Annotated in this window: 10 protein-coding genes; 5 read left to right on the forward strand and 5 right to left on the reverse strand. The window is 72.8% G+C overall.

What is annotated here, in order from left to right; genetic code table 11:
- The first annotated feature begins 454 nt into the window (after positions 1-454).
- A complete protein-coding gene (locus tag ABZ484_RS13850; protein ID WP_010353923.1) occupies positions 455-892 on the forward strand; it encodes a hypothetical protein in 438 nt (145 codons plus the stop codon).
- A 119-nt stretch (positions 893-1,011) separates the two neighbouring features.
- On the opposite strand, the gene ABZ484_RS13855 is transcribed toward ABZ484_RS13850, so the two are convergent.
- The 3 genes from ABZ484_RS13855 to ABZ484_RS13865 all read right to left on the reverse strand — a co-directional run bounded on the left by ABZ484_RS13855 (position 1,012) and on the right by ABZ484_RS13865 (position 3,631).
- Positions 1,012-1,371 (reverse strand): hypothetical protein, encoded by a 360-nt coding sequence (locus ABZ484_RS13855; protein WP_358866091.1) that lies wholly within the window; start codon positions 1,369-1,371, stop codon positions 1,012-1,014.
- A 103-nt stretch (positions 1,372-1,474) separates the two neighbouring features.
- On the reverse strand, positions 1,475-2,485 hold the full coding sequence (locus tag ABZ484_RS13860; RefSeq protein WP_358866092.1) for a winged helix-turn-helix domain-containing protein: 1,011 nt from the start codon (positions 2,483-2,485) through the stop codon (positions 1,475-1,477).
- A gap of 249 nt (positions 2,486-2,734) precedes the next feature.
- Positions 2,735-3,631, reverse strand: coding sequence for an EamA family transporter (locus ABZ484_RS13865; RefSeq protein ID WP_358866093.1), 897 nt, complete (start codon positions 3,629-3,631; stop codon positions 2,735-2,737).
- A gap of 143 nt (positions 3,632-3,774) precedes the next feature.
- Here ABZ484_RS13865 and ABZ484_RS13870 point away from each other — a divergent pair, with 143 nt between their 5' ends.
- The 3 genes from ABZ484_RS13870 to ABZ484_RS13880 all read left to right on the forward strand — a co-directional run bounded on the left by ABZ484_RS13870 (position 3,775) and on the right by ABZ484_RS13880 (position 7,301).
- Positions 3,775-4,668, forward strand: a complete 894-nt coding sequence (locus ABZ484_RS13870; protein WP_358866102.1) for a LysR family transcriptional regulator — start codon at positions 3,775-3,777, stop codon at positions 4,666-4,668.
- Positions 4,669-4,777: 109 nt separating this feature from the next.
- Entirely contained in the window at positions 4,778-5,152 is a 375-nt protein-coding gene (locus ABZ484_RS13875) for a hypothetical protein (protein ID WP_358866094.1), read from the forward strand.
- 205 nt (positions 5,153-5,357) lie between these two features.
- A complete protein-coding gene (locus tag ABZ484_RS13880; RefSeq protein WP_358866095.1) occupies positions 5,358-7,301 on the forward strand; it encodes a phosphatidylglycerol lysyltransferase domain-containing protein in 1,944 nt (647 codons plus the stop codon).
- Between the two features lie 43 nt (positions 7,302-7,344).
- On the opposite strand, the gene ABZ484_RS13885 is transcribed toward ABZ484_RS13880, so the two are convergent.
- Both ABZ484_RS13885 and ABZ484_RS13890 read right to left on the reverse strand, forming a co-directional pair.
- On the reverse strand, positions 7,345-8,838 hold the full coding sequence (locus ABZ484_RS13885) for an ATP-binding protein (protein WP_358866096.1): 1,494 nt from the start codon (positions 8,836-8,838) through the stop codon (positions 7,345-7,347).
- A complete protein-coding gene (locus ABZ484_RS13890) occupies positions 8,839-9,561 on the reverse strand; it encodes a response regulator transcription factor (protein WP_358866103.1) in 723 nt (240 codons plus the stop codon).
- 548 nt (positions 9,562-10,109) lie between these two features.
- Here ABZ484_RS13890 and ABZ484_RS13895 point away from each other — a divergent pair.
- Positions 10,110-11,835: glycosyl hydrolase family 18 protein (locus ABZ484_RS13895; RefSeq protein WP_358866097.1), on the forward strand; the 1,726-nt coding region annotated here is incomplete at its 3' end.

Here is an 11,835-nt window from a genome sequence, read left to right on the forward strand (position 1 = left end):
ACCGGGCGGAAGATCCACGCGCCCGAAGAAGCGGATTCGCCCGCGCCCATCTGAGAAACTGGGCTCCTCGTACGTATGGACAGGGCGAAGGCCGTGTCGAGGGCCGCGAGGATCCTCGAAGCTCCCGCGGGCAGATGTTTCGGCGCACGTTTCGGCGTGCGGCCGTGGGGGAGGTCACTGACACGATGATCGGGTTGCGCGGCGGGGGCCACGCGTCCTAGAAAAGCAGTCGGGTGGAGATATGCATCGCGGTGGCGGACTGGGCGAGGGGACTGACGACCTGGGTCCTCGACGTGCCCGGCGGGGAAGGCACCGGCGCGCCGCGGAACAGGCGGCCGAAGCACGTCAGGCACAGGGTGCACCGAGTGAGCCCGAGCGGCCCGACCGGCGGATCGACGACCGGACGGACCGCCGGGTCGACAGCCTTCGGGCGGGGAGCAGGAATGGTGGTCGGGTGGGGGTGACGTACAAGTACTTCGGCGCGCCGGACGGTGCGACCGCGGCCCGCGTCCCGATCTCGATGCGCCCCGAGGAACTCGGCGGCGACGAACTCGGCATGAACGGCATGTTCACCAAGATCAAGCCGGAGACCATGGCCGCGATGGTGCTGACCGGCATCGAGGGCGTCCCCCTGCACAAGGTGCCGCCCCTCGAACTGGTCGTCCTGCACCCCGACTACGCCGTCGTCAAGCTCCCCATGACCGTCGTCGACCCCCTCCGCGACATCGGCGAGGAAGCGGTCGGCGCCGCCGCCTTCATCTGGTCCACGGTCCCCGACCGCGGCGGCCCGAGAGACGCGTTCAACGTGTACCAGCTGCTGCACGAGTGGCAGGACTTCAGCCACCGGCTGCATGAGGCGGGGCATCAGCCGTACTGCCTGGTGTGGCCCTGAGCGGTTGACGCGGCCGAGTCCCTCGGACGGTGTCCCGGCACGCCGCGCGGGCCGCCGATGGGAGTCGGCGGCCCGCGCGTGAGTCGGCCGCTGTCAGCAGGGGCCGGCGTCCTGGTACGTCAGCAGGGGCGGATGTAGTAGGTGGAGTACGGGTACTTGACCGAGCCCGTGCTGTAGGCGCCGGGCGTCGTCTGGATGACGTGCCTGCCGCGGTCCTTGAACCTGGCCTTGGTGCCGTGCGTCTGGTGGTTGACGTAGGAGGTGGGGACCCAGCTGCCCAGGTAGAAGTCGTCGCAGGACCAGTAGTTCTTCCACGTCCAGTCCGACGCGCCGGCGTGGTGCATGTGCACGCAGATCGCCTTGTACGGACAGGAGTGGGACGCCGCCGTCTGCGCCTGGGCGGGCGCCGCGGCGAACCCGGCCCCCAGGACCGCCGCCGCGGCCACTGCCGCACCCGCGACTCGCTGCTTGATTCCCATGCGAATGTCTCCCCCGGTGTCGGTGTGCATTGCTTGTGCCAACAGCTTGTTCCCGAGGGGCCATGGGCGGCGACGGGTTTCGGGTGCGCCCGAAACACTCTGCTCAGCCGCGTGATCCGCCGTGCAGCAACGCCGTTCCCAGCGGGGTGAGGGTGTGCAGCACGGTGCCGCCGTCGCGCAGGCTCTCGGCGAGCTCCGCCTCCCGCAGCGCCCGCACGTGTTCGCTGGCCGTGGCCGGGGAGACGGCGAGCCGCCGCGCGATCTCCCCGGTCGTCGCCGTGTACTCCAGCACCGCCAGCACCCGCGCCCTGGTGGGCCCCAGCAGACGGGTCAGCGCGCCGACGCGCGACGCCCCCCGGGTGCCTTCGGGAAGCCGTGGCTCGCCGTGCCGGATCGGGTAGACGAGCACCGGCGGCAGCGCCGGATCGGCCAGTGCGATCGGGTTGCGCCAGCAGAAGAAGGAGGGGATCAGCAGCAGTCCGCGGCCCCGGAGGTGCAGGTCGTACTCGACCGGGTAGCGGCTGTGCAGCACCGGAGGGTCCCACACCGCGGCCGGCCGCAGCGAGTCCAGCAGGCCCTCGACACCACCGTCACGCAGGGCCCGGGCGCGCAGGGACCGGTCGGCGTCCACACCGGCGTCGACGCGGGTCCAGTCCGGCCGGATCACCTCGTGGTACAGCGCCCGCATGATGTCCGCCGTCTCGGTGAGAGGTTCCCGGTCGCCGGCCGCCAGCTCCCGCTGGAAGACCGTCGGACGGCGCGCGCCGGCGGTGCGGACGGTGAGCATGATCTCCGTGCGGACGCGATCGGGAGGTGTCGCGCACAGTGCCTCCAGGCCCGCCTCCAGCCCCGCCGCGCTCTCCGGCGGAGTGAGGAAGTCCGGGAAGTAGGAGGCGAGGGGCGGCGCGACGCACAGCAGCAGACGGGTGGCGCGGACGAGTCCGCGGGCGGTCAGCGCGGCGCGGGCACGTTCGCGCCAGGCCAGGAAGCAGGGTGCGGGCCGGCCGCGCCCGGCCAAGCGGTGGGTGGCCATCAGCGTCTCCCACATGGGGTCGGGCGCGGTGGCCACCCGGGTGCGGGCGAGGTCGGCCTCGGTGAAGTGGATGTGCAGCATGGATCCCCCGTGGTGGTTCTCTGGGGCATCCAGCACTTCCTGTCCCCCCGGACCGACGGCACCGGGCCCCGTCTCCCCGTTCGTGCGGTGCGAGTTGCACGAGCGGGTGATCGGAAGGTGGTCAGGAGAGTGGTCACAGCGGTCGGTCCACCCGTGGCACGTTCGCGAGAGCGAAGATGGCGGAGCGGGGTGGGAGATGTCCACCCAGCGTCGGTAAAATGTCCGAACAGGCCACGGATTCGCCTGAATTCATCCGTCCATCTCGCGTATTTGTTCTGATACAGGTTGTCTGTGCACAGTTGCCGGTTTCGGCGGGTTGAGCTGCGCGGCGAGCAGGGCCGCCAGGGCGAGGACGAAACCGGCGGTCTGCGACAGGCTCAGCGACTCGCCCAGCGTGATGCCGACGACAGTCGCGACCAGCGGGGACAGCAGCACCAGCGGCGCGGACGCGCCGACCGGCAGCTTTCCGATGCCGCGGAACCAGAGCGTGTACGCGATCAGCCCGCCCATGCCGCCGAGCCACAGGTAGCCGCCGGCCGCACCGGCGTCGATCCGCTGCGGCACCCCCTCGATCGCGAGGGTGAGCGGGAGCAGCAGCAGGCCGCCCGCCGCCAGTTGCCAGCCGGTCAGGGTGAGGGGACCGACCCCCTCCGGGCGGCCCCAGCGCTTGGTGAGGACGACGCCGCCGGCCATGGTGGCCGTACCGCCGAGGCCGGCGAGCACCCCGACGGCGTCCAGGTGGGCCGTGGGACCGAGCACGACGAGTCCGACGCCGGCCACGCCGACCACGCCCCAGATCCATCGCCAGGCCGTCGGCCGCTCGCGGAGCACCGCGATGGCCAGCCCGGCCACCAGCAGCGGCTGGGTGGCGCCGAGGGTCGCGGCGACACCGCCGGGGAGCCGTTCCGCCGCCAGGAACAGCAACGGGAAGAAGGCTCCGATGTTGAGCACGCCGAGGACGGCGGCCTTCCACCACCAGTCCCCGCGCGGGAGCACACGGGTGACCGCCAGGGCGAGCAGCCCGGCGGGCAGCGCGCGCATCAGCCCGGCGAACAGCGGATGCCCGGGCGGCAGCAGTTCGGTGGTCACCGCGTATGTGGTGCCCCAGGAGGCGGGCGCGAGCGCGGTCAGCGCGACGGTCCCCATCGCCCCCCGCGGTGCGTACGAGGCCCGTGTCGGGGCCGGTGATCGCTCGGTCAGGCCATGCATGTGAGGAAGTCTCGGCAAGGCCCCACCATGAACGCAAAGCATGTTTGTCATGACAGTCATGAAGGACGACGATGGATGCCGTGGACCTCCAGCAGATGCGGTACGTCGTCGCCGTCGCCGAGACCCGTAACTTCACCCGTGCCGCGGAGCGCTGCGGCGTCGTGCAGTCGTCGCTCAGTCACCGGATCGCCGGGCTGGAACGGGAGCTCGGGGTCAGGCTGTTCGCCCGGTCCAGCCGCCGCGTCGAGCTGACCGGCGCCGGAGCGGCGTTCCTCGCCGGTGCGCGGGAGTGCCTGGCCGCCGCCGACCGCGCGGCCGCCGATGCCGCCGCCGCGGCCGGCGTGGTGCGCGGCCGGCTCGCCGTCGGCGTGATCATGACCACGGCCGCCGTCGACGTGCCCGAGCTGCTCCAGCGGTACCGCGCCCGCCATCCGGACGTCCAGGTCCTGCTCCGCTCCGGACGCAGCGACGAACTGGCGGCGGCGATCAGGGGCGGCGACCTGGACATCGCCTTCCTCGGGCTGCCCGAAGGCGAACGGCCCCCGGGTGTGGAGAGCGTCGTCCTCGATCACGACCGGCACGTCCTGGTGGTGCCGGCCGGGCACCGGCTGGCGGGCGCCTCCCGGCTCACGCTGCGGGAGATCGCCGAGGAGCCGTTCGTCGACTTCGTGGCGGGGACGCCCGCCCGGGCCCAGTCCGATCAGGCGTTCACCGCCGCGGGCCTGGCCCGCGAGGTCGCGTACGAGACCGGTGCCGTCGAGCTGATCACCCGGCTGATCGCGCGCGGGCTCGGTGTCGCGCTGCTGCCGTCGGCGTTCATCCGGCCGCTGGCCGCCGGCGATCCCGAGCTGGCGCTGGTTCCGGTGACCGACGGACCGCACCGCGTCGAGTGTCTGGCGTGGAGCCGGTTCAACCCGAGCCCGGCGACCCGGGCGATGCTCGGCGTGCTCGGGGTCAGGCCGTCGTCCGGGTGACGCGCCACAGGCGTACGTATGTCCGAGTGGCGGTGGTCGGTTTCGTCCGGCGGTGAGGCACTACTTACTGTAAGGTCCGGCTCGCCGTTCAACTGTCCACGGGGGATCCATGCAGGAAGCGCATTGTCCGGGACCGGTCCCGTCGCCCGGTGAGCAGGCGGAGGGCGGGCTCGGGCCGACCGTCGCCGTGCTCGTCGTGAGTCTCACCATCGCGGCCGTCGGCGTGTACGAGCTGTGCGGCTTCGGGCTGCACAGCCTCGACCAGCGGCCGCATCTGTTCAGCGACGGCTTCGCCACGGCCGGGGTGATCGCGGCCACCGTGGCGGCCGGCGCGGCGGCGGGCAACCTGGCGTGGCTGCTGACGGCGTCCCGCAGACGCGCGGCCCACGACGACCGGGGCGGCGACGGCCACGGCGGGTCCGAGATCTCCGAGGGCAACCCCGCCTCCGCCGACGGCGGTCCCGCCCCCGTCTCCGGCGAGTAAGGGCCCGTACCCCCGCTCCTTACCTTTTACCGGAACAGTGGGCACGTTCCCTTGCTGTCCGCCCGCTGTCCGCACACTGTCTCCGCGCTGTCCCCGCAGCCCCGCTGTCCCCGCTGTCCCCTGCGGCCCGTCCGCCGTCCGCTTCCCGTCCCGTCTCCGCCGGTTCCGTGGTTCCGGTGGTCTCCTCCGAGGTGACGTGTCACCCATGCCCGTACAGAAGTCGGTCCTCGTCCCCCCGCTCTCCCGTCGGCGCGACCCCCACCGTTCCGAACACCCCTCCCCCGGCCCCCGGACCGGCCCGAGGCCGGGCCCCCGGCTGCGGGAGCGGGCCGCCGCGGCCACCGTCCGGTACCTGCGGCTGCTCGCCGTGCTCAACGTCGTCGCGGTGCTCTCGCTGCCGTTCCGCGAGGAGGTCCACGAGCACAACGCGGGCGAGTTCTTCACCCCGTACCTGGCCACCGCCGGCCTGGTCTCCGCCGCGCTGGCGCTGTTCCTGGCCATGGTGATGCGGCGCCGGAAGCGCGCGGCCTGGGTGTTCAACCTGCTGCTCGCCGGACCGCTCTTCGCGCTCTACGTGCTCGCCCTCACCCAGGACCGCTTCCAGGACCACCTGTTCAACTGGCTCTCCGCCGCGCTCACCGGCCTGTTCGTGGCCGCGCTGCTGATCGGCCGGCGCGAGTTCAACGCCATCGGCGACCGCTCCAACCCCCGCCTCGCCCTCGCCGTCGGCGCCGCCGGGCTCCTCGTCACCGGCGCCGTCGGCACGTGGCTGGTCGGCGCCACCAACAGGGCGCAGGGTGGCGCGTCCCTCGGCAAGAAGATCGTCTACGTCCTGCTGCGCGGCATCAGCGTCGGCCCGCTCGCCGACCGGGTCCCCGAGGTGCACGCGCCCCGCCTGGTCGACATCGCCATCAACGCGCTGACGGCGGCGACCTTCCTCCTCGTCCTGTACGCCTGCTTCCGCTCCCCCCGCGGCCGTGACCTGCTCACCGGGGAGGACGAGAAGCGGCTGCGCGAACTGCTCGACCGGCACGGCGAACGCGACTCCCTCGGCTACTTCGCGCTCCGCCGCGACAAGGCCGCGATCTTCTCCCCGACCGGCAAGGCCGCCGTCACCTACCGGGTCGTGGGCGGCGTCAGCCTCGCCTCCGGCGACCCCATCGGGGACCCCGAGGCGTGGCCGGGCGCCATCGACGCCTGGCTGGCCGAGGCCCGCCGGCACGCGTGGACGCCCGCCGTCATGGGCGCGAGCGAGGAGGCCGGCACGATCTACGCCCGGCACGGGCTGGACGCCCTCGAACTGGGCGACGAGGCCATCGTCGACGTCGCCGACTTCAGCCTCGACGGACGGGCCATGCGGGTCGTACGGCAGGCCCACAACCGGGTCCGCCGGGCCGGCTACACCGTGCGCATCCGCCGCCACGAGGACATCCCCGACGACGAGATGGCCCTGCTCGTCGACCGTGCCGACCGCTGGCGCGACGGCGCCACCGAACGCGGCTTCTCGATGGCGCTCGGGCGGCTCGGCGACCGGGCCGACGGCCGCTGCGTGATGCTGGAGTGCCGGGACGCCGACGGCGAGCCGCGCGCGCTGCTCAGCTTCGTGCCGTGGGGCGGCCACGGGCTCTCCCTGGACCTGATGCGCCGTGACCGGGCCTGCGAGAACGGCCTGATGGAGTTCATGATCGTCGAACTGCTGCTGCGCGCCGGGGAGATCGGCGTACGGCGGGTCTCGCTGAACTTCGCGATGTTCCGGTCGGTCTTCGAACGCGGTGCGCGGCTCGGCGCCGGGCCAGTGCTGCGGCTGTGGCGCTCGGTGCTCACCTTCTTCTCCCGCTGGTGGCAGATCGAGTCCCTGTACCGCGCCAACGCCAAGTACCGGCCGGTCTGGGAGCCGCGCTTCCTGCTGTTCGCCAAGAGCGCCGACCTGCCGCGCATCGGCATCGCCAGCGCCCGCGCGGAGGGCTTCCTCACCCCGCCCGCGCTGCCGGCCCTCACCCGCCGCCGGGAGCCCCGTCCGGCGCCCGGCACCAAGAACGCCAAGGACGCCAGGGAGGCAAGGGACGCCAGGAAGGCCAGGGACGCCAGGGAGGCAAGGGACGCCAGGGAGAGCAAGGACACCGGCACCAAGGTCGGCTCGGCCTCCTGAGTGCCGCCTCGCCGTCGACGCGGCGCGGCCGCATCGCCGCAGGTCAGGTCCCGCCACCCTCGTGGCGCCGCCGGTCACGGTCCCGGTCCCAGTCCCGGGTACGGTCCCAGTCCCGGGTACGGTCCCGTTCCGCCCCCACCGTGAACCCGATCACGGCTCCGCCGCCCTCGCGCGGGAAGGCGAACGGTGCGCCCCCGTGGGCCAGGGCCACCTCGCGCACGATGGACAGGCCGAGGCCCGAGCCGGGCAGCGAACGGGCGTCGGCGGCACGGTAGAAGCGGTCGAAGACGCGGATCAGGTCGCCCGCGGCGATCCCGGGCCCGCGGTCGAGGACCTCGACGCGGACCGTGCCCGGCCGGGCGGGCCCGGAGACCGCGATCTCGATGGGTGCCGTGCCGTCCCGGTCGAACTTCGCGGCGTTCTCGACCAGGTTGGACACCGCCCGCTGGAGCATGGCGGGGCGGCCGTCGGTCGTGGTGTCGCCGCTCACGCGGACCACGATCTCGCGTCCGGTGCGGCGGCGGGCGAGACCGGCCACGTCCTCGGCGATCTCGGCCAGGTCGACGCGCTGGGGCGGCTCGGCGTCGGACTGGCCGGCCGCGAGGTCGACCAGTTCGTTGACCAGGTCGGTGAGTTCGCGGGCCTCCTGGGTGAGGTCGGCGACCAGTTCCTCGCGGGTCTCGGGCGGCAGTTCGTCGATGCGGCGCAGCAGCGAGATGTTCGTGCGCAGCGAGGTCAGCGGCGTGCGGAGCTCGTGCCCGGCGTCCTGGACCAGCCGGCGCTGGTCCTCCTCGGACTGGGCGAGACGGCCCAGCATGCGGTCGAAGGAACGCCCGAGGCGGCCCACCTCGTCGTAGCCGGTGACGGGGACCTGGACGCCGAGCCGCCGGGTGCGGGCGACGTCCTCGGCGGCGGCGGTGAGCACCACCAGGCGGCGGGTGATGCGCCGGGCCAGCCACCAGCCGCACAGCCCGGCCGCGATGACCACGACGCCCATCAGGATCAGCGTCCGCTGCTGAAGCGCCCGCAGCAGGTCCTCGGTGTCGCTGAACTCCTGGGCCACCTGCACGGCGCCCCGGCCGTCGCCGAGCGCGACCGTCGCGATGCGGTACACGTCGTCGGCGACGACCACGTCCCGGTACTCGATGGTCCTGCCGGCGGTGGCGGCGGCCGCGGTCGCCCGGTCCCGCGCGGTGACGGGCAGCTGGGGGCTGCCGTGGTCCACGATCTGCCCGCGGTCGCCGAGCACCTGGACGTCGGTGCGGCTGGGCCGGACCACCTCGTGGCCGGGGCGGGAGGAGGAGAAGTCCTCGGGCATGCGGTCGTAGCGCCGCACCTCGTCCTGCACGTCCTGCACGACCTGCGTGAACACCGACTGCTGGTCCACCCGCACCAGACGGGCGGCGGAGCTGTACGACAGGATGCCGACGAGAATGGTGACGGCGGCGGTCACCACGGCGAACGTCACCGCGAACGTGGTCCGCAGCGACGACAGCCGGGGCCGCGGTCGGGCCGACAGCCGCGCGAGGCGGCCCACTCAGTCCTCCCGCAGCACGTAACCCACCCCGCGCACGGTGTGGATCAGCTGCGGCGCGCCCGGCTCGTCGAGCTTGCGGCGCAGATACCCGACGTACACGGCGAGGTTCTTGGAGCCGGGACCGAAGTCGTAGCCCCAGATGCGGTCGTAGATGGTGGAGTGGTCGAGCACGATCCCGGCGTTGCGGACCAGCAGTTCGAGCAGCTCGAACTCGGTGCGGGTCAGCTCCAGTTCGCGGGTGCCGCGCCACACCCGGCGGGCCTGGAGGTCCATGCGGATCCCGGCCGCCTCGACCTGCCGCGCGGGCAGCTGCACCCCCTTCGCCGGTGCGTCCTCGGCCGGGCCGCCGGCCGCGGGGGTGCCGGCCGGGCTGGTCCGGCGCAGCAGGGCGCGCAGCCGGGCGAAGACCTCCTCCACGTCGAACGGTTTGACGACGTAGTCGTCGGCGCCGGCGTCCAGACCGGCGATCCGGTCGGCCGTCTCCACCAGGGCGGTGAGCATGAGGATCGGGGTGCGGTCGCCCTCGGCGCGCAGCACCCGGCAGACCTGGAGCCCGTCGATCCCCGGCATCATCACGTCCAGGACGAGCACGTCCGGCGGGACCTTGTGGGCCTGTGCGAGCGCCTCGACGCCGTCGGCGACCGCCGTCACCTCGTAGCCCTCCAGGGTCAGGGCCCGCTCGAGGGCGTGGCGGATGGCGCGGTCGTCTTCGGCGAGCAGCACAGTCTGAGGCACCCGTCCAGTTTGCCAAGGCCACAGCGGTGCGAGCCGGGCGAGCGGGCCTACGATCACCCTTTTTACCCGGCTCTCACCGACCCGGGGCAACCCGGGGTGGCCGCCTACCGTCCTCTCACCGCCGGCCGCGGGCGAACTCGACCCGATGCGACGGTCCGGCGCTCCCGGAGGCCGCGACACGCCACCGCATCGTCAAGAGAAGGTAATTTCTTTCCGGATTGGTCTAGACGTTTCCTGCCAGCGACAACAGGACCGCAGTCGCCCCGGTTGGCCGGATTGGTTCAGTCCAATTATTCGGCCGATGCATTGCCCGCGCCCGGGGCCGTCGGCTGTCCTGGGAGTCCGGCACCACCCAGCGCAGAGGCGGGCCGGGTGCGGGGCCTCCCCCGGACCCGGCGTGCTGCCGCGTCCGGCCTCCCTCATCGCGGCCGCGGCCCGCGTCCGGCCGCTCCCGACCGGGCCCCTCTCCGCGTGCACGGCTCTGTGCGCGGCCCCGCCCAGGGCCGTACCGGCGTCTCCCACGACCAAGGAGAACGATGTCGTCAAGGCTCAGACCCCCGAGATCCCCCCGAACACCCGCGCGGACGCTGCGGCGGCTGGCCGCCGGGCTCGCCACGCTGGCCCTGGCGCTGGCCGGGCTCACCGCGGTCGGCGCGCCCGCGGCCCAGGCGGCCGGCGCGCTGACCGCGGAGTTCAGCAGCACCGGCAGCGGCAATTCGTGGACGGGCACCTACACCGTCAAGAACGGCACGTCCACCGCGGTCAACGGCTGGACACTGGAGTTCGACCTGCCGGCCGGCGTGACGATCACCAGCGACATGTACGGCACGCACACCACCAGCGGCACGCACGTCACCGCCCTGCCCGCCTACTACAACTCCACCATCCCGGCGGGCGGTTCGACCTACCCCTACAGCTACACCTTCACCGCCTCCGGGCCGATGTCCGCGCCGACCGGCTGCATCATCAACGGCGCCAAGTGCGACGGCTCACCGGCCACGCCCCCCGCGGCGCCGACCGGTGTCGCGGTCGCCGACGCCACCGCCCACACCGTGACGCTGAAGTGGAACGCCGCGGCCAAGGGCGACTTCCCGGTGGCCTCCTACGACGTGCTGCGCGGCAGCACCGTGGTCGCCTCCAGCGGCACCACCCAGGCGGTCGTCCAGGACCTGTCGCCGGCCACGTCCTACCAGTTCACCGTCCGGGCCAAGGACTCCCGCGGCAACGTGGGTGCACTCAGCGACCCGGTCACCGCGAAGACCTTCGACCCGTCCACCGACACCGTCCCGCCGACCGCGCCGGGCGGCCTCACCGCCGGTACCGTCACCTCCAGCACCGTGCAGCTGTCCTGGGGCGCGGCGACGGACAACAACCGTGTGGCCGCGTACGACGTCTACCGGGGCTCGACGCTCGCCACGACCGTCCCGGCCGACACCAGGACCGCGACGGTCAGCGGCCTGATGCCCACCACCGCCTACACCTTCACCGTCAAGGCCCGCGACCTGGCCGACAACTCCTCCCCCGCGAGCAACGCGGTCACCGTCACCACCAAGGACCCGGTGGGCGACGGCGGTTACGCCAAGGTCGGGTACTTCGTGCAGTGGGGCATCTACGGCCGCCAGTACTTCGTCAAGAACCTCGACACCTCCGGCGCCGCGGCCAAACTGGACGTCGTCAACTACGCGTTCGGCAACATCGACCCGGTCAACCTGACCTGCCTCAACGGCGTGACCAAGGGCACCACCGCCGATCCGGAGGACCCCAGCCAGGGCGACGGCGCCGGTGACGCCGAGGCCGACTACGGCCGGGCCTTCTCCGCGGCCCAGTCCGTCAACGGCCAGGCCGACGACGGCTGGGGCAAGCTGCGCGGCAACTTCAACCAGCTCAAGGAGCTGAAGGCGAAGTACCCGCACCTCAAGGTCGTCGAGTCGCTGGGCGGCTGGACGTACTCCAAGTACTTCTCCGACGTGGCCAAGACCGACGCGTCCCGCAAGAAGTTCGTCACGTCCTGCATCGACATGTACATCAAGGGCAATCTGCCCGCCTACGAGGGCGCGGGCGGGCCGGGCGTGGCCGCCGGCATCTTCGACGGCTTCGACCTGGACTGGGAGTGGCCCGGCTCGCCCGACGGGCACCCCGGCAACCACTGGAGCCCCGACGACAAGGCGAACTTCGCCGCGCTGATCCACGAGTTCCGCGTCCAGCTCGACGCCCTGGGCGGCGACCACAAGCTGCTCACCGCGTTCACCCCGGCCGACCCGA

The sequence above is a fragment of the Streptomyces sp. NPDC006393 genome (genome assembly GCF_040628575.1).
Classification (GTDB): domain Bacteria; phylum Actinomycetota; class Actinomycetes; order Streptomycetales; family Streptomycetaceae; genus Streptomyces.